Annotated in this window: 21 protein-coding genes; 10 read left to right on the top strand and 11 right to left on the bottom strand. The window is 64.4% G+C overall.

What is annotated here, in order from left to right; all coding sequences use genetic code 11:
* Positions 1-21: 21 nt before the first annotated feature.
* The 5 genes from lpxD to HG800_RS14190 all read right to left on the bottom strand — a co-directional run bounded on the left by lpxD (position 22) and on the right by HG800_RS14190 (position 7,246).
* Positions 22-1,128: a UDP-3-O-(3-hydroxymyristoyl)glucosamine N-acyltransferase gene (gene lpxD / locus HG800_RS14210; RefSeq protein WP_169977296.1), complete on the bottom strand. Its 1,107-nt coding sequence runs from the start codon at positions 1,126-1,128 to the stop codon at positions 22-24.
* 248 nt (positions 1,129-1,376) lie between these two features.
* Entirely contained in the window at positions 1,377-3,689 is a 2,313-nt protein-coding gene (locus tag HG800_RS14205) for a glycosyltransferase family 39 protein (RefSeq protein ID WP_169977295.1), read from the bottom strand.
* Positions 3,686-5,485, bottom strand: coding sequence for a glycosyltransferase family 39 protein (locus HG800_RS14200; protein WP_169977294.1), 1,800 nt, complete (start codon positions 5,483-5,485; stop codon positions 3,686-3,688). Before HG800_RS14200 ends, HG800_RS14205 begins: the two co-directional genes overlap by 4 nt.
* A gap of 190 nt (positions 5,486-5,675) precedes the next feature.
* Positions 5,676-6,185: an N-acetyltransferase gene (locus tag HG800_RS14195; protein WP_169977293.1), complete on the bottom strand. Its 510-nt coding sequence runs from the start codon at positions 6,183-6,185 to the stop codon at positions 5,676-5,678.
* Positions 6,186-6,589: 404 nt separating this feature from the next.
* A complete protein-coding gene (locus tag HG800_RS14190; RefSeq protein WP_169977292.1) occupies positions 6,590-7,246 on the bottom strand; it encodes a dual specificity protein phosphatase family protein in 657 nt (218 codons plus the stop codon).
* A gap of 465 nt (positions 7,247-7,711) precedes the next feature.
* Here HG800_RS14190 and HG800_RS14185 point away from each other — a divergent pair, with 465 nt between their 5' ends.
* From HG800_RS14185 to HG800_RS14170, 4 genes are all read left to right on the top strand, one after another.
* Positions 7,712-9,253: a glycosyltransferase family 39 protein gene (locus tag HG800_RS14185; RefSeq protein ID WP_169977291.1), complete on the top strand. Its 1,542-nt coding sequence runs from the start codon at positions 7,712-7,714 to the stop codon at positions 9,251-9,253.
* 249 nt (positions 9,254-9,502) lie between these two features.
* Positions 9,503-10,462 (top strand): hypothetical protein, encoded by a 960-nt coding sequence (locus HG800_RS14180; RefSeq protein WP_169977290.1) that lies wholly within the window; start codon positions 9,503-9,505, stop codon positions 10,460-10,462.
* Positions 10,463-10,479: 17 nt separating this feature from the next.
* Positions 10,480-11,622, top strand: coding sequence for a FliM/FliN family flagellar motor switch protein (locus HG800_RS14175; protein ID WP_169977289.1), 1,143 nt, complete (start codon positions 10,480-10,482; stop codon positions 11,620-11,622).
* A 79-nt stretch (positions 11,623-11,701) separates the two neighbouring features.
* Positions 11,702-13,297 (top strand): arylsulfatase, encoded by a 1,596-nt coding sequence (locus tag HG800_RS14170; RefSeq protein ID WP_182830374.1) that lies wholly within the window; start codon positions 11,702-11,704, stop codon positions 13,295-13,297.
* A gap of 27 nt (positions 13,298-13,324) precedes the next feature.
* Here HG800_RS14170 and HG800_RS14165 read toward each other — a convergent pair whose 3' ends face one another.
* The 4 genes from HG800_RS14165 to HG800_RS14150 all read right to left on the bottom strand — a co-directional run bounded on the left by HG800_RS14165 (position 13,325) and on the right by HG800_RS14150 (position 18,300).
* Positions 13,325-14,779 (bottom strand): hypothetical protein, encoded by a 1,455-nt coding sequence (locus HG800_RS14165; protein WP_169977288.1) that lies wholly within the window; start codon positions 14,777-14,779, stop codon positions 13,325-13,327.
* A 59-nt stretch (positions 14,780-14,838) separates the two neighbouring features.
* Complete coding sequence (gltA, locus tag HG800_RS14160; RefSeq protein ID WP_169977287.1) at positions 14,839-16,296, bottom strand: NADPH-dependent glutamate synthase; 1,458 nt, start codon at positions 16,294-16,296, stop codon at positions 14,839-14,841.
* Positions 16,293-17,204: a sulfide/dihydroorotate dehydrogenase-like FAD/NAD-binding protein gene (locus tag HG800_RS14155; RefSeq protein ID WP_169977286.1), complete on the bottom strand. Its 912-nt coding sequence runs from the start codon at positions 17,202-17,204 to the stop codon at positions 16,293-16,295. The genes gltA and HG800_RS14155 overlap by 4 nt, the downstream gene beginning before the upstream one ends.
* A 205-nt stretch (positions 17,205-17,409) precedes the next feature.
* A complete protein-coding gene (locus tag HG800_RS14150) occupies positions 17,410-18,300 on the bottom strand; it encodes a ferredoxin--NADP(+) reductase (protein ID WP_169977285.1) in 891 nt (296 codons plus the stop codon).
* 324 nt (positions 18,301-18,624) lie between these two features.
* Here HG800_RS14150 and HG800_RS14145 point away from each other — a divergent pair, with 324 nt between their 5' ends.
* The 3 genes from HG800_RS14145 (at position 18,625) to HG800_RS14135 (ending at position 21,287) form a co-directional block, all read left to right on the top strand.
* Positions 18,625-19,638, top strand: coding sequence for a DUF3500 domain-containing protein (locus tag HG800_RS14145; protein ID WP_169977284.1), 1,014 nt, complete (start codon positions 18,625-18,627; stop codon positions 19,636-19,638).
* A gap of 480 nt (positions 19,639-20,118) precedes the next feature.
* The gene (locus HG800_RS14140; protein ID WP_169977283.1) at positions 20,119-20,895 is read left to right on the top strand and encodes a TVP38/TMEM64 family protein; all 777 of its coding nucleotides are present in this window, start codon (positions 20,119-20,121) and stop codon (positions 20,893-20,895) included.
* A 32-nt stretch (positions 20,896-20,927) separates the two neighbouring features.
* On the top strand, positions 20,928-21,287 hold the full coding sequence (locus tag HG800_RS14135) for a rhodanese-like domain-containing protein (protein ID WP_169977282.1): 360 nt from the start codon (positions 20,928-20,930) through the stop codon (positions 21,285-21,287).
* Positions 21,288-21,427: 140 nt separating this feature from the next.
* On the opposite strand, the gene HG800_RS14130 is transcribed toward HG800_RS14135, so the two are convergent.
* Both HG800_RS14130 and HG800_RS28250 read right to left on the bottom strand, forming a co-directional pair.
* On the bottom strand, positions 21,428-22,123 hold the full coding sequence (locus HG800_RS14130; RefSeq protein ID WP_169977281.1) for a response regulator transcription factor: 696 nt from the start codon (positions 22,121-22,123) through the stop codon (positions 21,428-21,430).
* Positions 22,098-23,552: a sensor histidine kinase gene (locus HG800_RS28250; RefSeq protein ID WP_169977280.1), complete on the bottom strand. Its 1,455-nt coding sequence runs from the start codon at positions 23,550-23,552 to the stop codon at positions 22,098-22,100. Before HG800_RS28250 ends, HG800_RS14130 begins: the two co-directional genes overlap by 26 nt.
* A gap of 288 nt (positions 23,553-23,840) precedes the next feature.
* Between HG800_RS28250 and HG800_RS14120 the strand changes: the two genes are divergently transcribed.
* The 3 genes from HG800_RS14120 to HG800_RS14110 all read left to right on the top strand — a co-directional run bounded on the left by HG800_RS14120 (position 23,841) and on the right by HG800_RS14110 (position 26,442).
* Entirely contained in the window at positions 23,841-24,242 is a 402-nt protein-coding gene (locus HG800_RS14120) for a response regulator transcription factor (RefSeq protein WP_169977279.1), read from the top strand.
* A 249-nt stretch (positions 24,243-24,491) separates the two neighbouring features.
* Positions 24,492-25,652, top strand: a complete 1,161-nt coding sequence (locus HG800_RS14115) for a sensor histidine kinase (protein ID WP_169977278.1) — start codon at positions 24,492-24,494, stop codon at positions 25,650-25,652.
* Positions 25,653-25,884: 232 nt separating this feature from the next.
* Complete coding sequence (locus HG800_RS14110) at positions 25,885-26,442, top strand: sigma-70 family RNA polymerase sigma factor (protein ID WP_169977277.1); 558 nt, start codon at positions 25,885-25,887, stop codon at positions 26,440-26,442.
* Positions 26,443-26,478: the final 36 nt, after the last annotated feature.

Here is a 26,478-nt window from a genome sequence, read left to right as displayed (position 1 = left end):
CGGTCGTTCGGTAGGTCGGGGTCAGGCCGCAGAGGTATTCCGAGACGGCGGTACGTCGTCGGACTCGGACTCGGCATCGTCAATCGCACCGGAGAGGCGCTGAACCTCGGCCGCAAGTTGCTTCAATTGCCGTTTCATCTCAGGCAATTTCATGCTGAGCGAATGCATTTGCATAAGCTGGCGGAGCGGGACAGCCGGCGTGCCGAAGACCGTCGCCTTCGCGTCCACGTCCCGATTCACACCCGACTGAGCACAAAGCTGAGCCCCGTCGCCGATGGTCCGATGGTCGGCGATCCCGACCTGTCCACCCATCACCACATAATCACCCGAAACGGAACTCCCGCCAATCCCGACCTGGGCACAGATAACCGTATGCTTGCCAAGCTTGACGTTGTGACCAACCTGCGCGAGGTTGTCGATTTTCGTTCCCTGGCCGATCCGGGTCGGACCGAAAGTGCCCCGATCCACGCACGAATTCGCGCCGATCTCCACGTCTTCCTCAATCACCACGCCACCGCTTTGCGGCACCTTGGCGTGCCGACCGTCGACGAGTTGATATCCGAAGCCGTCGGCCCCAATGACCACCCCCGCATGAAGGATGCCGCGATCACCAATCACCACATCCTCATAAACCACGACGTTCGCATGCAGGGTTACGTCCTTGCCAAGCCGAGACCTGGGCCCGATGACGCTGCCCGGACCGATCGTACAGCCGTCGCCAATCTCAGCGTCATCGCCAATCACGGCGAAGGGGTAGATGGCCACGTCCTGGCCGAGCTTCGCTGAGGGCGAGACCACCGCTCTCGGATCGATTCCCACCCAGCGTTGAGCCTGACTTCCTCGCAGGTGAGCGTGGAGGACCATGAACGCGGCGCGGGGGTCGTCAACGACGATGAACGTCAGGGTCGGCGACCGATCGGCCGATTCAGGAATCGTAAATTCCTTGGCGATCAACACTGCCGAGGCGGGAGAAACCGCCAGGGCTTTCAGATAGCGTTCATCTGCCAGAAAAGTGAGGTCGCCGGGACCAGCCTCGGTGACCGGCTTCGCGGCGGTGATCGTTGCCTCGGGATCGCCGATGACGCGACCCTGAACCATTGACGCAAGCTCTTGAATCGTGGCGGCCACGCGATCTGCCCCCTTTTCCTCCCTGATGAGGGTCAGAGCCTCGCATCGCTCCAACCCCGGAGACTTCCGGTTGTGACCATCATGACCAGCCTGGAACCCAGGCCGGAGATCGTCTCGAACCGAGCATCAATTAGCCGCCGGTGATCCCTCAACCGCGGCCATGCTCGGGATCGTACCCCACCCAGCCAGACCCGACAAGGCGAGTCGATCAGCCAACCGCAAACTCCGACCTCGCCTTTCCGCTTACCTCAGGGGACCAACGGGCCTCCGATGGTCTCCGGATCGGTGTAACCTTGCGTCGTGAGCACCTGCCGAAGGTCGTCGGGCCGGCTAATGAGCAGCTCAACGGCTTCAAGCAGTGCCTCGGGCCGACGGGTCAGCAGATCATCGGCGAACGTACCGCCAAAACGATTCAGAATGGCACGAAGCCGCGCCGCCTCGGGAACCTCGGCCGAACGCCCCTCAACGAGCGCCCGAGCGGCCTTGCGAAGGCCATCGGGATCCGAGGAGGCCCAGGCAAAGCTCTCCTCCAGCACGCTCGGCGCAGGGGGGCGGGTCAGCCCTTCTCCCCAGAATCGGGCCAGCCAGGGAGCCGACTTACGCAGCCAATCCGGAAGGGGAGCCTGCTTGGGACGCAAGCGACGCGAGTCGCTCGCCAGCAGTTGCAAGGCCCAGGCTCGAGACGCATCTTCCGGACCAGACACGGCCGCCACGCGGAGCCCTCCCAGTTGCTCAGGCCGACGCTCGTAATCCGGTTGCATCGCAAAGAGCAACCGTGAGTAGGCATTGGCCTTCGAGTCGTGCGTCAGGAGCCAGACGAAGGGAAAGGCATCGGGAGGCGGATCAAGCCGAAGGTCCGACCGCAACCCGCCGAACGTCTGCAACTCCATGAAGGTCGGCACCTGCGAAAATTCGTTTGTGGGAGCAATCGCCGCGCCGGGGGGTAAGGTTGCGTTGATCTCCCGGAGGGTGACGGGGTTGAAGGCGTCGTACCAGTAGGTCAGCTCGAATCCGCGACGCCAGGCTCCCGACGGCCCGCCAACGAGGCGGTTGTAGTACGACAGCTCGAACGGGTGGATCATGACCAGTTGCACCGCCGACCAGCCCACCACGGCCGCGGCCACAACGGCCCGGAACGGTGTCGGCCGATCTCCTCGACGAGCCACGCGAGCAATTCTATCGGCTAGCCAGACCGCTCCCCAGCCCGCAAGGGCCGCCAGGAACGGGAAGCAAGGCAGCATCAGGCGGACACCGTCATGGGCCGGGGTCGGGAGCATCCGAAGGACGGGCAACGTGAGGAAATGGACAAGAAAATACAGCGGCAGTCGATCACGCCTCACCACCCGGAGCGCATACGCCAGCCCCAGCACACTTGCCACGAGGATCGACGCCGGCACCGTCGCACCGATCAAGACCCAGCCGTTGTGCCAGGGGAGACTGAACAGGTACGTCTCCCCCAGGTAATAGATGCGAATATCAGGCAAGGCTCCCCGGCGGTCGACACTCAACAAGTAGTAATGGGCCAGCCTCGGTAACGTCTCGCGCCACCAGGCCGGGTTCCCAAGCCAGCCGACGACCGGAGCAAACGCGAGGATCGCCCAGCCAATTTCCATCGCCGGCCGCTCGACTCCCCAGACCCGTGACCCCGGAGCAACCCAGGCGATCAACCGACGAACGCCCCAGATCAAGGCCGGCACGAGCAGGATCGATCCGGGCCATCGGCTCTCGGGCTGCATCACAAAGAGGTCGGTTACGTTCGGCGCAGGGAGAAGTTCTGCCAGTCGTCGGATTTCCAGAAACGCCACGATCAGCGGAGCAAGCAAGGCGGCGGTCGTCACGATGGCGTCGAACCAGGCTGCTCGCCCACCCTGTCGCAGTTCTCTCGGCAGACTGGACACAACCGCCCAGGCGACAATCGGCAACAGGACCATTACGGCCGCCATTTTCACCAGAAACGCGAGCCCCAGTAGCACCCCTACGAGCACTCGCCACCGCCGCGCGTTAGGCTCGGTCAACCCCTTCCAGGTCGCGATCGCCGCCAGCAGCCAGAGCATCATGCCCGGCACATCGGTCCCGAAGATGTGGGCGTCGCCGTAGACGCGAGGCATGGTCACGAGCGATCCGGCGGCGATCAGCCCCACCCAGAGGCCATATCGCCTCGCCAAAAAATGATGGAGAACCGTGATGGTGATCACATATTCCAACACCGACGCGAGTCGACGCGCGGGGACATCCTTCACCCAGTTCCCAAACAGCGCGTACGTTAGCAGGTTGAGCTGGCCCGAGAGGGGAGGATGAAAGTTGATCCCGTGCCGGCCGTAGGGCCAGTAATAGAGCAGGGTATCGGGATCGAGCAGCGGCTCCAGATCCTCGACCGATCGGGCCGAACCGAGTTGCTCCCACCACTGGGCCGAAACGATCTGACTGTAGCGGTAGGCCGGTTCGTCCCAGGTCAGGCCGATATCTCCCGTCGTGGGAACAGTCGCCGCCAGAGCGATCAGCGCCACCAGCAGCGTTCCGAGCCAAGGGAGATGTCGCGTCTCGGTTCCAGGCTCGCTCATGGCACGATGGCCCCCCGCATCATCGGTTGCGACGCCCATTCCGCTCGGATTGTCTCCACATCGTCGTAGGAAAAGATCCAGATCAAGGGGACCCCGAATTTCTCTGACACATAGACCGGTTCATGATTGCTTAGGAGACGATACTCGAGCACCCCAATCGCTCCCGGCCGGTTCTGGACGACGTACCAGGCCGGTGGTTCGGGGGCCAGCGGAGAGATCGGCGTGCGCAACCGTCCCGAGTCGTTCAACTCGAGGAACGACGTAGGGAAAGTCGCCGTGGCCACCCGACGACCTTCAGGGGTATTGGCATCAATCCATTCGAGCACGTCGTCGGTCAGGGCATCCCAGTAATACGTCGGTTCCATTCCTAGTCGAACCGCACCGGGTAATCCTCCCACGGCCGGGCTGTAATACGAGAGCGGCACCGGCATCATCACCGCGACGCTCACTACCCCTTCAAGCACCGCAGCCGCGGCAAGTCCTTTGCCCCAGCGTCCGAGCCAACCGACGATCAGCGCCGTGCCGATTCCGGCGGCAATCGCCAGCATGCCGAAGGCCGGCAAGAACAACCGAATACCATCATGCCCCGGCACGTTCGGCATCGCCCGCAACGCGAGCAAGAACAGCCAGTTGAGCGAGACCAGGACTCCGAATCGCTCGGTAGAGTGCGATACTGCCGACCGGATCGCCCCCGTCAGGGCGAGCAGTAGGAACCCCACCGGCGCGACCATCGCCGTCCAGACGATCGTGTTGTCGATCGGCAGCGAGTCGACCGGCGTCCGGTAGATCTTACCGAGGTACATCACCCGGATCGGGATCGTCTGCCCCCGGCCGGTGTTCGAGGCCAGAAACCGGGTGAAGCCGTCAATCGGGTCGTGCCACCAGGGAGGAATCAACGCATAAATCGTCATCAGAGCCACTGGGCACGCCGCCAGCAGGGCGAGCAACCCACGACGGTCGCGGAAGACGATCGTCCAGGCCAGGAGCGGCAGCGGAATGAACCATCCAGTCAGCTTTGTCGCCGACGCAGCGCCAATAACCAGACCCAGCACGACGGCCCATCTCCAGCTCGGGTTCCGCCGCGATCGATCCTCGGTCGCTTGAAAAAAGGCAAGAACCGCCAGCACCCAGAGGGCCGTCAGTGGAGCGTCATACGCGGCATAATGGGCATGCCCGAACAACCTCGGTTGCAAGACGAGCGCCGAGGCCCCGACCACCGCAGCCCATCGGCCCAGTCGGCGATCGATGAACGTGAACAGCGCCCCGACCGCCAGGCTGATCAGCAGCATCGGCCCGAGCCGGGCTTGGGCCAGGTCGCCTCGCCAGGGGGTCAATACGTCGCCGATGAGGCCCAGGATCGCATAAAACGGGGGATGGCCGTGCGGTTCTTCGCGAGCAAATGGCCAGAAATAGGCGATGACCTCCGAATCGAACAGCTTCCCCCGTGTGTCCAGTTGCTCGGGAGACGGGGGCACGACCGGCAATCGCCCTTTCGGCGGGGGACCATCGGGCTGCACCAGTTCGAGGGCCGGAGGCGACCAGGTTTCGGCGAATCCCTCAGGATCGACCAAAGCCGACAGCCAGGCCCGAATGCGACGCTCTCGCCCCAGGGAGTACCCCTCGTCCCAGGCAATCGCCAGCATCGGCTCGGTGAGGATCAGCACAAGAAAGGCCAGCGTCCCGGCGAGCAATCCCCATCGGAGTGAATGCTGCCCTGTCGAAGGCGCCGTTTCCCCCAGGGGAGGAGGATCGTTCGGAACGGTCTTCGAGGGGATCGTCGCTTCGGTGCGCGGCATGGGGATGGGCTCGTTCCCGGCTTCGGGGCGGCGATACGAACGGAAGTGAGGGGCTCCCGATCATCTTTCGGGCCGTGACGAGATCGTCCCCGGCCGTTCGATCAACCACCCTGGTCGCCCGCAACGCTCGCGCCTCGAACCTCGGGGGAGGATTCGAGGCGTGGCTCGGTCGACTCCGCTCGGGGCCGGATCAGCGGCCTGCCGACGCGGCGGCGAAGGCTTCCCGGACCGCCTCATCCACCGGCTCAGCCGTGCGAATCAGGGCCGTCTCGTGGCAGTTCGGGAACAGGGGGCAGCGGACACACTCATTCCAGATTTTATGCGGCAGCTCGGCCTTGTCGATCTGGCGGTAGCCGCACTTCTCGAAAAATTCAGGCACATACGTCAGGGTGAAGACCGTATCGAGGTCCATCTCCTGCGCGGCCCGCCAGCACTCATCGACCAGCATCCTCCCCACACCTCGACCTTGAACCGTCTCGGAAACAGCCAGGCATTTCAGCTCGGCCAGATCTTCCCAGAAGACGTGCAAGGCCGCACAACCGACCACCGTACCGTGCTCATCGACCGCGACGACGAACTCGCGGATCGACTCGTACAGCTCGCCGAGCGATCGGCGGATCATCAGCTTGCGGTCGGCAAAGGTACGGATCAAGTCGTTGATCGTCGGCACGTCGCCGACCTTGGCGGGGCGAATTTTCAATCCAGGAATCCTCCCTCCGGCATCGACCTGTCCCCAAGATGTTCAGGGCAGGCCCAGCACCGTTCGACACGAACCTTGGAACAGAACCCAGGAACGCACGGTCTTCACGCCCGAGCAGACGTGAATCGATCATTGTAATGCCCGAGAACCTCTGGAGGCAAGATCGGCAGCGGATTCCCCGGCATCGGCCGCTCGTCTCAGCCCAGGACATCGATGGGTGTCAGACACATTCTCACGGCAGGATTTCCAAAAGCGTTTCCGCAAGCCGATGGGAAACAGCCTCAACGACTGTTCCCCATCATCGACGATCCGAGGAGCGTTGGCGGGTATCGACCGACGGATCGCCCCTCAGGCCGCGCGGCCCCGATTCGGAGCCGCGATCGCCCACCTTTCGTTCAAAATACTCACTGACGGACCGAAGGTTTCTCCTCAGCCCGGTCGTCACGAGAGGCCGTTTCCCCCTTCGCCCGAGCCAACCGTCGCGGCAGGACGCGATCCTCGTAGAAGCCTCGCATGTGGCGATAGTCCGGCCCCTTGTCCACCTTCTTCAAGCCAAACTGCCGAGCGATTTCGGCCTCGGCCTCGTCGATGGTGTAATCCTCGTAAAGCATCCGGTACGCCATTTGGACCATCGACGCGCGATTGATCCCGTGATGGCAATGGAAATAAACCGGCTGATTGGCCGGATTGGCGATGGCGTCGGCGGCTTCCTCGATTCGGTCGTAGAGCAGCTCGCTTCGCTCGTCCTTCCGGTCGTCAACGATCGGAACGTGAACGAACTGAAAACCCATTTCATCGGCCAGGGCGGCTTCTTTCTTCACCCAGTCACTTCCGGGAGGATGAGCCAGCGCCACGACGGTCTTGATCCCATGTTCGCGGACGATCCGCTTCATGGGCCAGGTCATTTGCCAGGCCCCTCGATAGACCTTGCCCTCCTCGACCACGGCAAATTGCTCGGGCAGCAGGTAATCGTACGTATGACGCCAGGTTTGCTCGACCGCGAGCAGCCCGGCGGCCGCGATCAGGGTCCAGCGAAGAATGAGGCGGCGGCGCGAAAGCATGGGCCAGTCGTCTCCGTTCCGTCCTTGGGGGGGCCGGGTTCGGGGTCCTTCCATCACGATCGGCGAGCGCTGCAGTCATCACTCGTTCGTGGCACTTGAGCCCAGCGCGGGGGAATCCTAGCAGGGTCCGCCAATCGCGGCAATGCCGCTCAGTGCGGCCTGAGCTCAGGACAACCGCCTCGGGAAATCGTTCCCGCGGCCTGACTCTCCGAAGGAAGCGTGGACTCCTCGCGCAAGGTTGAAACGGTCGGCTCGCCGTCTCCACTTCCTGCGAATCGCAAACGAACAGAGCGCCAACAAACAGAGATCGCCCACAACTCACCGTCGTCTTGAACAATTCCTCTTGGCATCCGACACCGTCGTGGCCATGCTTCGAGGCGATTCTGACAATCGCTTGAAGCTGAGGTCGAAACCGCATCCCGAACACCGAGACCGGATCGTTCTGATTCAAAGGACCGCGAGACGATGTCACGGATGCCGACAAGAGGGGTGCTCGGGATCGTCATCGTGGCCACGCTGTTGCGACTCATCCTGGCCGCGACTCTGGGATCGGGCAACGACGAAGCCTATTACGGCCTCTATCTCGATCACCTCGACTGGAGCTACTTCGACCATCCCCCCATGGTCGCCCTGGTGGCCCTGTTCGGCGAGACGATCGGCGGAGGCCAGCGATCCCTCCTTGCCCTGCGGCTCGGCTTCGTTTTGCTGTTCGCCGGATCGACACTCCTGGTCGCTCGCCTGGCGCGCCGGGCTTACGGGGAAACCGCGGCAGCCCCGACAGCCCTGGCCCTGAACGCCTCGTGGTTCTTCGGGGCGGCGGTCGGAACCTTCGTCCTGCCCGATGGTCCCCTGCTTTTCTTCTGGCTCCTGACGATCGACCGCCTGATGACAGCCCTCGACGCCGATCCTGACCGATCCCTCGTCCCCTGGCTCGGCGTCGGCCTGGCATGGGGAGGGGCATTGCTGAGCAAGTACCACGCGGTGTTTCTCCCTGCCGGATTCCTGGCCTATTGCCTGGTCGAGCCGTTCGCCCGGCGCACCTTGAAAACGCCCGGCCCGTACCTGGCAACGGCGGTCGGCCTACTCATCTTTACGCCGGTGATCTCCTGGAACGCCCGCAACGACTGGGCCTCGTTCGTCTTCCAGGGGGCTCGGGCCTCGGGCTCGTTGACGATCGACCCGGCTGCCCTGTTCGGTACGATCGTCGCTCAGGTCTTCTATCTGCTGCCGTGGATGGCCGTGGCCCTAGCGGTTGTCGCGGTCCGGATCGCCCGGCATCCGTCCTCCGACCCCGATCAACGCCGATGGGACCGCCTCTTTCTCGCCCTGGCATTGGTCCCGTTCGTCTTCTTCCTGGCCGTTTCGGCGTTCCGGCCGGTCTTGCCGCACTGGGGGCTGATCGGCGTCGCAGCCCTGATGCCCCCCCTTGGTGCGGCCTGGACTGATCGGCTGGCCCGCCAGCCCCGGAGCATGCGGCGGCGGCTCGCCCTGATCGCCCTGGCTCCGATCGTGGTCACAGCCCTTGCCCTCGCCCACGTCAACACGGGATGGCTCCAGGGGGGAGGCTCGGGGCGAATCACCCTGCTCCCCCCCGAGGCCGACCCGTCGCGCGACCTGTTCGGCTGGGATCAGATCGCCGACGAGCTGCGCCGACGAGGGTTGCTCGATCGGCCCGACACCTTCGTCTTCACCGGCCACTGGCACGTCAGCGGCCAGCTTGCCCGGGCAATCGGCCCGGGGACTCCGGTCCTCTGCTACCACGAAGGAGACGCCCGGGGGTTCTCCGGCTGGAGCCGCCCGGACGATTGGGTCGGCCGGGATGGCATCCTCGTCGCCATCGACGACCGATCGACCGAGCCCCAGTGCTTCGACCGCTGGTTCGAGCGGATCGAGCCGATCGCCTCGTTCAACATCATGCGCGGCGGCGTCCCGATCCGCCCGGTGCGTCTCTTTCGCTGCGTCCGGCAAACTCGTCCCTTCCGCTTCGACGCCCCGCCGGGCGGATGACGGGAAGTGTCGGGCCAGGGGAGGGAATCGCGCAGAGACATGGAGTCGCAGAGACAAAGCGATCAGGACGTGGGACAGCGACCTCTCTCGATTCTTCTCTGCGTCTCTGCGCGCAATCCCTCTCCTCATTGCCATCACCCCCTTGCGAACCGATCCCGATTGCGCTCGTGCGGTCCCCCGTCCGCCTTGCTAGCATGGACATCACTCCTCCAGAACGACCACCGGACCCCTCGAACGAGAGTGCCGATCGTGCCGGCTCCCGAGACCGATCGACCCCTGAGTGCCGCCGACGAAGCGCTGCTGCTGGCATTCCTCGCCTTCGGGAAACGGCCCGAAGACGACCCGGCCTGGCATCGCCTCTCGGAATCCTGGCGAAGCCGCTTGGAGGAGGCACTGCCAACCCTCGCCTACCGCTTCCCACCAGCCTCGGCCCGTGATCGGCTCGCGCACGAACACGCCGCCGAGGCCCGCCCCGACCTGTTTCGGATTCACCCGAGCTGGTGGGTCCGCGCGCTTCGCAAGGAATCGCCATCAATCCGCCAGACGGTGATCGCCTTCGCCCCCGATCCGGTCGGCCCCGCCCTCCGTCGCGCCTTTGCCGACGCCCCCGATCCCGAGGTCGTCGCAACCTATCCGCCCGACCCCGAGGCCCTCGACTGGGTCTTGACCCTCGCCGGCGAGCGGTTCGTCGGCGGCCCGATCCGACGCGACGACGACCCGCCGATCGTCCGGGTCATCGCTGCACTCGACGCGAGGGGCTACGCCCGCATCCTCACCGCCCTCGGCCTGGCCAAGCTCGCCTACGCCGAGCAGTACGACGCCGTTCGAGCCCGCGACCGGACACGGCTCCAGACCCTGCGCGCCTCCCTGCCTGGCCCCCGTCCGGAGCTGGTCGATCTGGCCATCGCCGAGCTGGCCGCCCTCCGGGTCGAGGCCCGAGACAATCCGGTCCACAACCTCCCGGCGCGGCTTGGGCTCGGATCGCTTGGCCGCCTGCTGTCGGAGGTCGAGCCCCACCGGGCACGATGGGCCCTGCAACACCTGCCCTATCAGATTGCCCGAAACTTGCACAAATTCATGAACCCCGAGACATTCCCGCTTCCTTCGGCCGACCTGATGGCCTGGGAAGCGTCCTTGCTCCGCGCGGCCATCGTCCTGCTGGCCCGCGAGGGCCGGATCGATCCGCTCATCCTGGCCGAACCGTCCTGATCGCCGGAAGACGACGCATGAGCCCCCCTCCCAACGACCCCGAGGCCGCGCCCGATCCGCTCGGCAGCGCGCCGAGCCTCGCCCGCCGCCATGCCCGGCTGGCCGACCGCCTGCGGCAGAGCGAAGCCACCCTCCGCCCCTTGCTCGACGAGCTGGAGGCGATGATCGGCGCCTCGATCGTCCCGAACGACGTGGACCTGATCCCCCGGGCCTCGGGCCTGAAGCGTCCCGGGGCGATCGCGCAGTGCTCGTGGCCGCGATTGGGGACGCGGATCGGCCTGGGGATCGAGCCGAGCCTGGCCCATGCCCTCGTCGATCGCCTGCTCGGCTTCGATCGGAAAGAGGCCGAGCACAAGCTCCAGGTCTCGCCGATCGAGTGGGGCATCCTCGGGTTCGTCGTCGCCCGCCTGCTCGACCGCCTGGCCGAGTCTCCCGGCCCGTTCGGCCCCTGGGACCTGTACCTCGACCGCGTCGGCCCCGAGCCGTTCCCGCCCGACGGCCTCGGCCCGATCGTCACCCTCGCCTGGCCGCTCCAGGTCGGCCCGGTCCACGGGGTCGTCCGGCTCTGGGTCCCCGAGATGCTCCTGGGCCTCGCCCTCGTCGACGAGCCCCCTGCCCCGCCGATCACCGACTCCGCCGCCTTCTCCCGCCGCTTCGCCGGGCTTCATGTCCCGGTCCGTGTCGTGGTTGGCTCCCTCACGCCTCCCGAGGGCCGCCCCGACCCGATCGAGGGCGAGGTCCTTCCCCTCTCCCTCCCCGAAGGTCTCCCCGCCGGGGTGCCCGAATCCCCCGAAGGCCCCCCCGTCTTGCTGGTGCTGGGCGAAGGGAGTACCCCGCACGCCCGGGCCCTTGCCGTGGGCCGGCGCTCCGACCCGGAGGGTCACTCCCTGACGGTCCTCAGCCTGATCTCCCCGGGCCCGGAGGCAGACTCCAGGCCCGACACTCCCCCGGCCCTGCCCCTCGACCTCGTCGTCGAGCTGGGCCGATTGCACCTGCCGCTCGCCCGGGTCGCCGAGCTGCGCCCCGGCGACGTGCTCGACCTCGGCCACTCCCCCGACGACCCCGTCCTGATCACCTCCGGCGGCGATCCCGTCGCCCACGGCACCCTCGTCTCGCTCGACGGCGGCCTTGGCGTCCGCATCACCCGGCTGTTCGTCTGACACTGACCGCTCCATTGCGCAGGCATGACCCCAAGCCCCTCCCACACCCGAACACCAAATCATCCAGGAGTACCGATTCATGAGACGATCCTCCCTGCCCTCCTTGCTTCCTGTTTGCGGGATGATCCTGGTCACGCTCGTGGTCATCCTGAAGGTTGCCCCCGCGGCAATGGCGAACGATCGCCCGAACATCGTCATCATCCTCGCCGACGACCTGGGCTACTCCGACCTCGGCTGCTTCGGCGGCGAGATCGAGACGCCCAACCTCGATCGCCTGGCCGCCGACGGCCTCCGCTTCTCCCAGTTCACCAACACCGCGCGCTGCTGCCCGACCCGCGCCACCTTGCTCACCGGCCTGTACCAGCACCAGGCGGGGGTCGGCCACATGGTGGGCGACCGGGGCTTGCCGTCATATCAAGGCTATCTCAACAACCGATGCGTCACGATCGCCGAGGCCCTGCGCCCCGCCGGTTACGCGACCCTGATGGCCGGCAAGTGGCACGTCGGCTCGGCTCCCGGCCGATGGCCGCTCGACCGCGGCTTCGATCGCTACTACGGCACCCCCTCCGGCGGCGGCGTCTACTTCAAGGACACGCTCCAGATTCGCACCGAAGTCTTCTTCGTCGAGGACGACCGGCGCGTCGAGTTCCCCGACAACAGCTACGTCACCGACGTCTTCACCGACCACGCCATCCGGTTCGCCCAGGACGCCGCCGCCTCCGACCGCCCGTTCTTCCTCTACCTCGCCCACATCGCCCCCCACTGGCCCCTGCAGGCCCTCCCCGAAGACATCGCCAAATATGAAGGACGCTACGATCTCGGATGGGATGCCGTCCGCGAGGCCCGCTATCAGAGACAACTCGACATGGGCCTGATCGACCCGCAATGGCCGCTCAGCCCACGAGACCCCGAGGCCGCCCCCTGGACCGACCTCTCCGACGACGAGCGCGCCGAGCGCGCCCGCCGCATGGCCATCTATGCGGCCCAGGTCGACCGGCTCGACCAGTCCGTCGGGCGGCTCGTCACGGCCCTCCGCGAGGCCGACGCCCTGGACAACACGCTCATCCTCTTCCTCTCCGACAACGGCTGCTCGGCCGAGGGTGGACCCGGCGGCTTCAGCCGGGGGGAACCCGGCGCCCCGATCGGCACTGGCCTCTCCTACGCCAGCGCCGGCCTGGAATGGGCCAACGCCTGCGATACCCCGTTCCGCAAGTTCAAGATGAGCACCCACGAAGGCGGGATCGCCACCCCGTTCATCGCCCACTGGCCGCGCGGCATCGGCCGCAAGGGGCAGATCGAGCACCAGCCCGGCCACATCATCGACCTCATGCCCACCTGCCTCGCACTGGCCCAGGCCGCCTATCCCGGGGCCCGCAACGGCACCCCGACCCTGCCGCTGGAAGGCCGCAGCCTCGTCCCCGGCTTCGCGGGCGAGCCGATCGACCGCGGGCCGATCTTCTGGGAACACCAGGGGAACCGCGCCGTCCGGCTCGGCGACTGGAAGCTCGTCGCCCCCCACGGCAGACCCTGGGAGCTGTACAACCTCGCCCTCGACCGCACCGAGTTGAACAACCTGGCCGACGAGCATCCCGAAACGGTTGTCGAACTGTCCGCGCTCTACGACTCCTGGGCCGAGCGCTGCGGCGTCGCCCCCTGGCCGATCGCGAGTCAATGACGCGAACATCCGATCCAATCAGCAACACTACACATCCGGATAGACAACCTGAATCGTCAGTTGCATCATCACCACCTGAATCGCCATCAACAGGGCGGTCACGGCCAGGGTCACCGCTCCTCCCCCAAGCCGAGCCTGTCCAGCCGCCGAGGCGGCCAGCAGCATCGGGCAGAACGGGATCCAGAGTCGGGCGACCTCGCTGAGGCTTCGCCCGCTCACCGTCAACAGGACCAGGACCCCCAGCGCGATCCACGAAACCCGCGGCGCCCGGCCACTCGCCAGCCCCACCCCGGCCCAGACCGCCGCCGGTAATCCGAGCGCTACGGTCAGTTCGATCGGGTTGATCAAAAGCCAGGCCGCGTATCGTCTCGGGTGTTCGACATAAAACCCCGCGTGATTCGCCTGATTCCACCACCAGATCAGGAACGGGTTCGCTCCCGTCACGAGCCATCCCACCACGGTCGGCGTCAGAAACCCGGCCCCCGTGGCGAGGATCAACCCCGCCCTCCGGCGAATCGAAACTCCGGGGCTCGTGACAATCATCAAGGCGACCATCAAGCCCACCGCCAGAAACGCAAGCGTGAACACCATCCCCACTGCCAGGACCACCCCCGACAGTGCCGCCGCGATCGCTCCTCGACGGGTCGCCAACGCCAGGGCCGAGACCGCCAGCAACGGAAACGCCGTGTCCGCCGTCGGTTGAAAGAGGATCGCCGAAGGAACCAGGGGCCACAGACTCGCCGCCGACCATGCCACCGCCGGGTCACGTCCCGACCCTCGCATCAACAGATACAGTGGCACCGCCGTCCCCGCACAGATCATCAGCGTCAGGGCAGCGATCAGGACCAACGCGGCGCGATCGGCTCTCGGCATCGGCCCAAGAATCTCTCGGAACGCATTGACCAGATCCACCGGTAAACGCTCGTCGATTCCCCGGGCCAGCCCCGGGAACGCATCCATCGCGGCCAACGCCCCCCAGGTCGTCAGAAACAAACCAGGCGGATGCGTGCCGATATGATAAACATCTTGTTCACGAATCCATTGGGGATAGGAGTCGAGAAACCCGGCCACATCCGTCATCTCCGTCCGTGCGACGTTGTAATAGCCGCTCGATCCGCTCATGGCGAGCGTCACCATCTTGGCCGTGCCATATCCCGGTGGCGCGGCGGACAGGGCAGCAAGCTGTGCAAACACCCCCATGACCAGCAACCCGATCAGCCAGATTGCTTCCCGACGCCACCCACGGACCGATCGGCCAAGGTCGCGCCGGCCGATCGCCACGAACGCGACATACACGGCCAGCCCCGCCAGGCCCAGGCCGACACTCACCGCCACCGGCTCGACCGCCTCCCCAAGCCGGGCCCAGGTCCACTCTCCGGGCACCCCCAGCGGAACCCTCGGATCGCGCAGCAGCAGACCCAGTCCCAACAGGAGCAGGACCGAACCCACCAGAACCAGCACCCGGGCAACTCGAAGCGTCATGGCAGAGCAGTGTACCTGACAATCACTCCGACCGCCCGTACCTCCCTCCTTCGCTTGCGTCAGGCAGGCGAAGGAGGCTCCCCGTCCCAGCGGCCCGTGTCGAGATAATCCCGGATCGACGCGGCAGCCGTCCGACCGGCGGCCATCGCCAGGATCACCGTCGCGCCCCCGGTCACAATGTCCCCTGCAGCAAACACGCCACGCTTCGAGGTCCGCAACGTCTCCGGATCAGCCGCGATGTACCCTTTGCGGTTCGTGGCCATGTCGGGGGTCGACGACTGCACCAGCGGGTTCGCCCCCGTGCCGAGCGCCACCACCGCCATCGCCACCGGCAGTTCGAACTCCGACCCGGCGATCGGCACCGGCGAGCGTCGGCCCGAGTCGTCCGGCGCTCCCAGCTCCATCCGAATGCATCGGACCGCGGTCAGACGCCCCTCGTCATCGCCGAGGAACGCCACCGGGTTGGCCAGGGTCAAAAGGTCGATCCCTTCTTGCTTGGCATGGCGGACTTCCTCGACCCGCGCGGGCATCTCGGCCTCGGTCCGACGATAGATCAAGGTGCTCGTCCGGGCCCCCAGTCGAGCGGCCGTGCGGACAGCGTCCATCGCCGTATTGCCGCCGCCAATGACGGCGATGTCCTGCCCCCGGCAGTCGAAGACCGGCTCGTCGTACTTCGGGAAGTCGTTGGCGTGCATCAGGTTGACGCGCGTCAGGAACTCGTTGGCTGAGTAGACCCCCGAGAGATGCTCGCCCGGAATGTCCATGAACTTCGGCAAGCCCGCACCCGTGGCCACCAGCACGGCATCGTAACCGTCCTCGGTCATCAGTTCGTCGATCGTCACCGTCTTGCCCACGACGACGTTCGTCTGAAACTCGACCCCCATCTGACCCAGCGCGTTGACCTCGTGCCGGACGATCTCCTTCGGCAATCGAAATTCGGGGATGCCATACAGCAAGACACCGCCAATCTCATGCAGCGCCTCGAACACCGTGACCGCATGCCCCCAGCGGACCAGATCGCCCGCGGCACTCAGTCCGGCCGGACCAGACCCGATGATCGCCACCCGCTTTCCGGTCGGCGGGGCGATCTCGGGCAGGCCGATCCTACCCTGCTCGCGCTCGTAGTCGGCCACGAAGCGTTCGAGGTAGCCCACCCCCAGCGGCTCGAACTTCTTGCCAAGAATGCAGCACCCTTCGCACTGCGTCTCTTGCGGACAGACGCGGCCTGTGATGGCCGGCAGCACGTTGTCCTCTCGGATCTTGCTCGCCGCGCCCAGGTAGTCGCCCGCCGTGATCAGCTCGACGAAGTCCCGGATCTTCACCCCAACCGGACAGCCGGTCATGCAGACCGGCTTGGCGCATTCGAGGCATCGCAGCGCTTCGGTCGTGGCGCCGAGGACGGTGAGTCCCTGGTTCACCTCGGTAAAGGTGTGCCGACGGAGATCCGCTTCCTGCTCGGGCATCGCCTGGCGAGGAATCTTCATCCGTTCCTTGGGAGGCAGGGTATTGCCGCTCATGAGGAGCTCACCTCCGCCAGGTCCCCTTCGGCATGGCAACGATCGAGGCGGCACGAACGACGAACGAACTCGAGCGCGGCGTTCGGGTTGGCCCGGAAGGTTTCGAGCGCCTCGGCCTCGTTGGCGGCATAGGTCCGGTTCCGCCGGGCAAGGACATCGAAGTCGACGATGTGGGCGTCGAACTCCGGCCCGTCCACACAGGCGAATCGAGTCCCCTCCTTCGTGGCCACGCGGCAGCCGCCGCACATGCCGGTGCCGTCGACCATCAACGAATTGAGGCTGACGATCGTCCGAATGCCTGACGGGCGGGTCATCTCGGCCACCGCTTGCATCATCCGCACCGGGCCAATGGCCAGCACCAGGTCAATCCGGTTGCCTCGCATGATCCGCTCGCAAAGCGGGTCGATCACCACCCCTTTGCGGCCGTAGCTGCCGTCGTCGGTCACGATCTCCAACTCGTCGGCGATCTCCCGGAGTTCCGGTTCGAGGAGAACGAGTTCTTTCGTCCTGGCCCCGATGATCGCCACCACACGGTTGCCGGCCGCTTTCATCGCTTTGGCCGTCGGCCAGGCAATGGCGGTTCCGACCCCGCCGCCAATGACCACCACTGTGCCGTAATTCCGAACGTCGGAGGGTTCGCCTAGCGGCCCGACGAGGTCAAGCACCGCGTCGCCGGCCTCCAGCATGTTCATCAGGCGAGTTGTCTTGCCCACTCCTTGCACAATCAGCGTGATTGTGCCTCGATCGGCATCGCCGTCGGCAATCGTCAAAGGAATCCGTTCGCCACGCTCATGCAGGCGAACGATGACAAACTGCCCGGCCCTCCGCTTGCGGGCGACTCGGGGCGCCTCGATCACGAATCGTTTGATCTCAGGCGCGAGAAATTCAGCCTCGAGAATCGGGAACATGATCGTCTACCGGACGGGGTGAACGCGGCCATTACACCGTCACCCGTCGACACTCGACGGGCAATCGCCCCGCCCTGAGGCTTCGAAGAGAGATTAGCCAAGCGCCCCCTCTTGAGGCGCAGCTCATCTCAATAATCGTAGCAAAGATCGGCGCGTCTGAACAGAGGAAGTCACCGATTCCGGCGCTCGGATTGTATCAGTTGAATCAGTACGTCTCGATCAGCAACCGCCCCGAGTCTTGCAGGACGCGCCGGAAGTCAGACCAGGAAATGCCGTCGCGGTCGGCTCGACGTTCAAGAACCCGCTCGATGTGCCCTTCCATCCCCTTGATCCCGCAAATGTAAAGGTACGTTTCCTCCCGATCGAGCAGCGCCCAGACCTCCTCGATCTGCTCCTCCATGCGATGATGCACGTACATCCGAGCGCCGCCCGAGGCATGTTCTTCGCGGCTCAGGGCGTAGTGGACGCGGAAGTTGGGGTGATCCTCTTGATAGGCGGCAAACTCGGTTCGATAAAGGCACTCGCCGACCGATCGGGCCCCTTCGAACAGCCGGACCTGCCCTTGCCAGTCGTCCCGCTCGGTAAACAGATGTTGCAGGAACCCTCGGAAGGGGGAGACACCGGTTCCGGTCGCCGCCAAAATCAGGTTCGATCGCGGATCGTCTGGCAACACGAAGCTCTTTCCATACGGGCCGGTCACGGCAATGTCGTCACCGGGTTTGGCGTCGCAAAGAAATTCTGACGAAGGACTTCCGCGCAACGCGCCGGTTATCGGATCGGCGACCATCACCCGCTTCACGCAAATCGCCACCAGGCCCTTCTGACCCGCCTCACCCCCTCGGCCCGAGGCAATCGAGTAGAACCTTACGGTGCTGGCGTGGCCGCGGTCCTCGACGCCGGGAATGATGATCCCCACGCTCTGGCCTTCACGGTACTGGTAATCGAGCCCCGAACAGTCGAGCACCAGATGCCGGATCTCGGCCGATCCGTTGGGCGTCAGCCGCTCGTTCGAGACAACCCGGGCGACCCCCGGATCATCGGTCTGGTAACGAGGCGCAGGGATATCGAGCGAAGGATCGGGGGCGTTTCGAGGCATAAGTCATCGGGTTCGGTTCGAACGGGTCGGCATTCTCGGATTGAGCCTGATGGGGGGCCGCACGGCAGGCCGCCACGGTTATCTTGGACCCGAGTGCAGGAAGGGTCAACGCAATCGCCCCTGTTCGATTCCTGATTCCGAGCCGGTGCCGGCTGGCGATCTGTTGAACAATCGGTACCATGACACGAGCCGGTCACGGGGCGGTTGGCCGTCCCGGATCGAGGGCCGGGGCTCCCGAGCGATCGGATTTGCTCCGAGAGACGCCCCGAACCCCCCTCTCACCCACGCCAAACGCCAAGCCAACGCCAAACGGGGAGCGATCCGATGCGCGGACTGAAACCAAGCCTCGCCCTGGGCACCCTCGGGGTCATCAGCCTCGCCCTCTGGGCCGGAGCCGCCGCCGACCGGCCAGGGGCCGCCATGGCCACCGCCGCCTCGCGCTTCCTCGATGGGCTCGACGACCCGAAGCGCGACCTGGCCACCTTCACCTTCGACGACCCCGAACGGCTCAACTGGCACTTCATCCCCCGAGAACGCGAAGGCTTGCCCGTCAAGCAGATGACCCCCGAGGAACGCACCCTCGCCATGGGCCTGCTCGCCACCGGCCTCAGCGCTGAAGGCACGCTCAAGGCCACCACGGTCATGAGCCTGGAGCAGATCCTCCACGAGATGGAGAACAACGCCCCCCGTCGTGACCCCGAACTCTATTTCTTCAGCATCTTCGGCGAACCGTCGAACCAGGGGCGCTGGGGATGGCGTGTCGAAGGGCACCACCTCTCCCTGAACTTCACCATCGAGGACGGCGCGATCGTCTCGGCCACCCCCGCCTTCTTCGGCGCCAATCCGGCCGAGGTCCGCCAAGGACCCCGCGAAGGGCTCCGCACCCTGGCCGAGATCGAAGACCGCGCCCTTCGCCTGGTCCAGGCCCTGAGCGACGACCAAAAGGCCACGGCAATCCTCTCCGACACCGCCCCCGACGACGTCCGATCCGCTAACGATCCGCAGCCTCCCACCGACGAGGCCGTCGGCCTGACTTACGCCCAGATGACCGACGCCCAGCGCGAAATGCTCCGCACCCTCGTCGAAGCCTACGCGATGGACATGCCCGCCCGCGTGGCCGAGGCCTGGCTGACCGAGATCCGAGACGCCGGCCCCGAGAACGTCGCCTTCGCCTGGTTCGGCGCCACCGAACGTAACCAGGGGCACGCCTACCGCATCCAGGGCCCCACCTTCCTCATCGAATTCAACAACACCCAGAACAACGCCAACCACATTCATAGTTTCTGGCGGAGCATGCTCGGCGACTTCGGCGAACCCATCGCCGCCGCCGCCGAATAACCCCGGCTGCTTCCCTGTTCGAACTCAATCGCCTCGACCGGATGGGCCTGATCATCCTGCCACCCCGTTTTCTCCCAGGGTCTTCGGGGTGGCTCGAATGCGCGACGTGGCCCCCTCGGTCGAGGGCTCGATCCCCCAAGGCGGGCCGCCCGACGGCGTAACCCCTCCCCACGCCACCCCGGCCCGATCCGACTCGATCCAGGTCCCCGGCCAATCGTCGAGATCACCCCCGCCACTCCCCGTTCGGTCCGCACGGTTCCGAGATCACCATCTTCCCCCCCTCAGGGGGCACCACCGTGTCTACCCACCTCGGAATCATTCCAGAAACCTTCCCTTGCACTTCCCTTGCGACGACCCCGGATTCGGCCTGCCTGAGAGGAATCTGCGTGATCGAATTCGAGCGATCATGGATTCATGCGAACGCGTTGACTTTTCGGAACATGGGTCCCTCTCACCCAGCCTCTGCGTAGAAGACATGCCATGAGCAAGGAGGAGACCGATCAGACGCTCGGTCGGCGGAACACCCTGACGGCTTCGCTCCGTCCGGCGCTGCGGTGGTTGCTTCTCCCCCTGGCCTTGCTCGGGCTCGCTCTGCTCTGGCGGAGCCTGCCCGTCTCGGACTGGGTCGAGCAGCAGTTGCTGCCGGCAATCGATCGGGCCGGTTGGTGGGGCTATCTCGTTTACGTGGCTGTCTACGTGTCGGCCGTGGTCATGATGGCTCCGGGAACGGTCCTGACGTTGGCCGGCGGATACCTCTTTGGCCCGATGCTCGGCGCGGGGCTGGCACTGCTCTCGGCCGTGATGGGGGCGTCGGTCGCCTTCCTCATCGCTCGTCGGATCGCCCGCCAGGCGATCCGACACCGGATCGAGACTGACCACCGCTTCCGATCCCTCGATCAGGCGGTGGCCAAGCGAGGGGCCTGGGTGGTCTTCTTGCTCAGGCTTTCTCCGGCGGTTCCGTTCAATCTGTTAAATTATGCGTTGGGGTTAACGGGTGTTCGCTTCACAACGTATGTGCTGTCTAGCCTTGTCGGCATGGTTCCGGGAACCGTGGTCATTTCCTTCATCGGGGCCTCGGCCAGCAACGAACGACCGGCGGAACTCGGCGGGAGGGGGTGGGCCCTCCTGCTCCTCTCTGCGCTGCTGACCGCGGCGATCCTGGCCGTGATCGCAACCCAGGCGCTGGCCCAGGTCAGTGCGGAAGATCGGAACGACTCCCCATCTCCTCCCCCTGCCGACCCTCCCCGATCGCCCTGAAAAACCCTCCGACCCTCGGGAGTTTCGCCCTGATGATTCAGGCTACTGATGTCCATCGCTGGCCGCCGAATGTGCTGAAAGACCACCTCGATTCGGGGTCCCCTCTGGTCTTGCTCGATGTGCGCGAAGATCTGGAACGCCAATACTGCACCATTGAGGTGCCTGAGACGGTACTCGATCTTCATGTGCCCATCGGTGAGATTTCCAGACGGTTCGACCTGGTTCGCCGTTGCCTCGACGGTCGTCCCCTGGTGATCTACTGCCACCACGGCGTCCGATCGCTCGCCACCGCTCAATGGCTCGCCAGCCAGGGCGTCTCCGACGTCATCAACCTTGAAGGCGGGATCGACGCCTGGTCCCTGACGATTGATCCCACCGTTCCGCGCTATTAAGTCTAAACCCCAGCAATGGCCCCGCAGCAGACCATCCCGCGGAGCTCGGCCAGCGAGCCGGGACACGCCCTTCCCCCCGCTCCGGTCCCCTTTGGTCTGGTTCCACCCTTGCCTCCCTCCCCTTTGCCTCGCCTGGTCAGTCAGCGCGATTCCAGCACCCACTGAGTCGCCGCCCGAATCAACTCGGCCCCATTGCGAAGGCCCAGCTTGATCTTGATCCGCTGCCGGTAGGTCTCGATCGTGTGTACGCTCAAATGCAATTGATTGGCGATCTCCGACGTCGTCAGCCCCGAGCCAATGAGCCGCATCACGTCCAGCTCCCGGTCCGAGAGCGTGGCCTCGGGGGTGGGAGCCGGGGCACTCACCTCACCGGCATTGGTCCCCACCACCCGGCGCAGCATCTGATTCGCGGCCGCCTGACTTAGATAAATCTCTCCGGCCAGAACGCGACGGATGGCCTCAATGATCCGTCCCGTCGCCGCTTGCTTGGTGATGTACCCCATCGCTCCGGCACGAAGGGCACGCTCCGCGTAGAGTGACTCAGGATACATTGACCAGACCAGCGTCTTCGCGGACGGATCACGAATCCTGAGCCGACGGATCAGATCGATCCCGCTCTCGGCTCCGAGGGCAATATCCACGACCGTCACGTCCGGATTCGTCGCCTCCACCTCCGCCATCGCACTGCACAAATCGGCCGCCTCACCACAGACGATCAGATCCGGGCATCGGGCAATCCGGAAGCCCAAGCCCTCCCGAACCGTCGGATGATCATCGACAATCAAGACCCGGGCAGGAACCTCAGGCACATCATTGGGGCTCGGCTCGCTCTCCATGAACAATCCTCCCTTGAACCGTGCAGACAACCCTGGTCCCGAGTCCTTCGCGAGATTCAATCTGCAACTGGGCCCCAATCAACTCTGCCCGGCTCCGCATGATCTTCAACCCAATCCCTTCGCCCGGTTGCTCATCCGGATGCCACAGACCCGTGCCGTCATCCCAGATCTCCAGCAAGACCTGATCACGCTCGTACGTTAATCGAATCACGATCTGACGAGGGTGAGCGTGACGAACCGCGTTGGAAACCGCCTCCTGAGCAATTCGGTAGAGCTGTGTCGCCGCCTGATTGTTCTCCACCCGAACCGTTTCCCGGCATTCAAAGCGGCAGGTAAGCTCGTGGTTGCTCCCGATCCGGGTCGCCAGCTCACTCAGAGCCGACATCAGCCCCTCGGCATCGACCTCCACCGGAATGAGCCCGCGGCTGAGGTTTCGCATCCCCTCCTGCACCCGTTGCAGTCCTTCTCGAATCCGCTCGACTAGCTTGCTCTCCGATGAATCCATCTCCTCTGTCGCCTCGACCAGCGATTCGACCATCAGGGCCAACCCGGTCAGCTCCTGCCCCACATTGTCGTGCAGATCCTGACCAATCCGCCGCTGCTCTTGCTCGGCAATTGTCAATAATTGCTCCTGCATGGCTCGCCGCTCCGACAGATCGCGGATGATCACCGTGTACAGGTCCAGGTCATCAACCTTGCTGATCGACAGCTCGACCGGCACACTGCTGCCGTCCTTGCGTTGCAACAGCATCAACGGCACCCGACCGGCCACCCGCCCCGGCTCCTTCGACCGAAGCCGCTCCAAACCCTCTTCATTCAGCGCCTCGGGAAGCGAAGGTATCCAGATCGAAATCTTCTTCCCAATCACTTCCGATCGCGTGTAACCGCAGAGTTGCTCCGCAGCGGCATTCAACGAGTCCACAATCCCGTCTTTGTTCATCGAGACAATCCCTTCCGCAGCCGATTCAATCACCGTGCGCAGTCGATCCTCACTTTCATGAAGTGCAAACTCGGCCTCTTTTTGATACGTAATGTCCACATGAGAAATAATCAGTCCCTGATGATCAAAATGTAACGGAGCCACCAGCATCAAAAACCACCGATTTTTCCCCGATCGATGACACGGCGCCTCCAGGGTAAACGACTCCAGACGACCCGACATCACGTCGCGAATTCCCTCCAGCGCCTCAGCCGCCAATGCGACACCTTGCTCCGCGGCCCGTCGACACACCTCCAGATAGTTCACACCCAGTCCGCACCGTTGCAGGTCGCCGTCATTCTCCCGCGCAAACTGCTCCCAGCGCCGGTTGATCGCCACAATCGTCCCCTCCGCATCAAGCAAACAGACGTGCGCCGGAAGGGCATCGAGCACCGACTCGACGATCGCATTAACGTTCGTCCAATGTTCATCATTTCTCGATTGTTCCACACGCGTTCTCCAGTCCCTATTGCGCCAGGTGATTCCTCCCCGAGACACTCACACAACGCGCACACCTCACTCTCTCACCTTAACCATCCAAACCGTTGCGCCCAATGAATTCAGAAACCATTGTCATGGAATTCACTACAACCGATTCATGATTCTCCCGATTGCAGCCCCCTCTGACTTGCCATACGGTTGACACCCAGGAACACGGTAGTAAACCTATCGCAAACTCGCATGGATGAACGAGCACATTTTATAGCAACAAAGGCCTTTAACTAGGCGGATGCACTGATGTTTCCTCACCTGCTTCTTGCCGAGTCTGACCCCTCGCTTCGTTCCATCCTCGCGGATTATTTTGCGTCCCTCGGATTCCAGGTCGAGACCGCCAATGATGGCCTGGATTGCCTGGATCGGCTCCGATCCTCCCAACCCGAGGTCATTGTGATCGACGCGGATCTTGCCTGGGGAGGAGGGGATGGCGTCCTGAGCCTGATCCACGAGCGTCAGTCACAGGTACCTCAGGCCGTCATCGCCATCGGAACGGAATCCCCGGAACGGTTGGCGGATCGTCTGGGACTGTCTCCGCAGGTTTGCCTCAGTAAACCGGTCCATCCCAGTTCCCTCGTCATCCGAATCGCCACTCAGTTATTTACAACGAACCTGCAAACGGCGAATATGCCTGCGTTTCGATAAGGCCTTCTACGCGTCCCCGATCGTTTCTGACGCCGTGTGTTCCTGCGCGTTCGCCCTGCCTTCTGTTGATGACGCGAACGCGCGGGCATACCGGTGATGCGGCGGTCACCCCAGGCGCCCCGTCAGCGGTGGTTCAAGTCCTTCCGACCTCGTCATGGTGTTCGAGTTCGGTTCCTGAGCCATTCGGGCCGAACGAACTGACCGATCATTGTTGACACGTTTGAGCATGTGACGTCAAGGACATTTCTGATGAGCACGAGTCTGTTTGAGATCCTGGTCGTCGAAGACGATGAGGATGCCCGCACAACACTCCGGGATCTGCTCGAAGCAGAAGGCCATCGTGTCACCCTCGCCAGTTCGCTTCGCGAAATCAACGCCCTCCGTTCGGACGACTGGAGCAGCTTTGATGTTGCACTGCTCGACCGCCAATTCCCCGAGGGCACGATCGATTCCTCGCTGCCCCGCATTCGACTGTTGGCTCCTCATTGTGCCCTGATTCTCCTCACGGCCTGGTGTGAACACGAGGGTCTGCTTGCCGCCCTTCGAGGAGGAGTCGTTGACTCCCTGTCCAAACCCCTCGAACCCGAGGCCCTCTACGCCTGCCTCCAGCGCCTCGCTCGGCTCCGAGAGGCAGAGCAGCGTGCCCAGGCTTCCGAGCAGCTTGCCTCGCTTGGCCAGATGCTGGTTGTCCTTGCCCACGAAGGACGCAACGCCCTGAACCGCACCAAGATTGCCCTCGAACTTGCAAAGCTCACCTCCCACGGCGACCCCGACCTGCCTTCCGTCCTGGAATCCGGCCTCGCCGGCTGTCGCGACCTCGAGCGCCTCTTTGCCGACCTTCGCAGCCAGGCCGGCCCCCTTCAGCTCAACCTCCAACCGTGCGATCTCTACAGCGTTGCCCGAGAGGTCTGGGATGACCTCGAAACCCGCCGGAACGGTCGTACGGCTCGGCTCATCCTCGAAGGTGCCAGCGAAGCCCGAGACTGTCTGGCCGACTCCTTCCGCCTGAAGCAGGTCTTTCGCAACCTCTTCGAGAACACGCTCGATTGCAGTACCGATCCCGTCGAAATCCGGGTTCAGTGCAAGGCCATCGCTCCCGAAGGCAAACCGTCGCTCTGGATCGCCATCCGGGACAACGGACCCGGCTTCCCCCCCCAGATCCGTCGCCAGGCGTTCAAACCCTTCTTCACCACCCGAAGCGAGGGCCTGGGGCTCGGACTGTCGATTACCCAACGGATCGTCGAAGCCCACGGCGGCTGGATCACCCTGACCAACGCCTCGCCCGGCGCCGAGGTGCTCATCCTCCTCCCGATCCTTGGACCCAACCCCTCACCGTCGATCCTCGACACCCCGATCGCGGTCGGCTCCAACCCGATCTCCAGCGACCGAGTCACCTCTTTGTACCAATAAAGTTCGACAATTCTCGATCCCAACCCTCGATTGACGCCTGCTCCACTCCTTTGAATCCTTCTGAATCGGCCGACGCCCCCTTTTGTTCCGGTCCGATCAAGGAAATCTCAGGACGATCAGGAATTGCAAGGCTGGCTCAACAAGCTTATCTTCATATCCGTGTCATTCTTGAACGGTGCAATCGACGAGATTGCACCCACAAGGCCGTCCCCTTCTTGATGGGCCGGTACGGATGAACGATCTTACACAAATCCTCTCGGCAATTGAGCAGGGAGACCCACTCGCTTCCGAGCAATTGCTCCCGCTCGTTTACGACGAGTTGCGCACGCTCGCAGCCACGCATCTGGCCCGTGAACGCCCCGGACAGACGCTGCAAGCCACGGCGCTCGTGCACGAGGCCTACCTCCGGCTGATCGATCCTTCCTCACCCATCGAGTGGGATGGCCGGGGTCACTTCTTCAAGGCCGCCGCGGAGGCCATGCGTCGTATCCTCGTCGATCGCTACCGCCGGAAGTGCCGTCTCCGACACGGCGGCGACCATCAGCGACTCGATTTCGAGGTCGCCATCGACTCCATCGCCTCGCCAGGCCCCGATCTGGCCGCCCTCGACGACGCCCTCAACGCACTTGCCCAGCACGACCCAACCTCGGTTGAGGTGGTGAAGCTTCGCTATTTTGTCGGCCTCACCATCGTCGAGATCGCCCAGGTTCTTGAGATCGCTCCCCGCACGGTCGACCGCCACTGGGCCTACGCACGCGCCTGGCTTCACCACAAACTGAGCGAGGAGTAACTCACCGTCCGGAATTTTTTTCCAATTCGGTGACGT

Source organism: Tautonia rosea (assembly GCF_012958305.1).
Lineage (GTDB): Bacteria > Planctomycetota > Planctomycetia > Isosphaerales > Isosphaeraceae > Tautonia > Tautonia rosea.
Note: the sequence above shows the minus strand (reverse complement) of the source record. Positions and strands in the feature narration are given on the sequence as shown.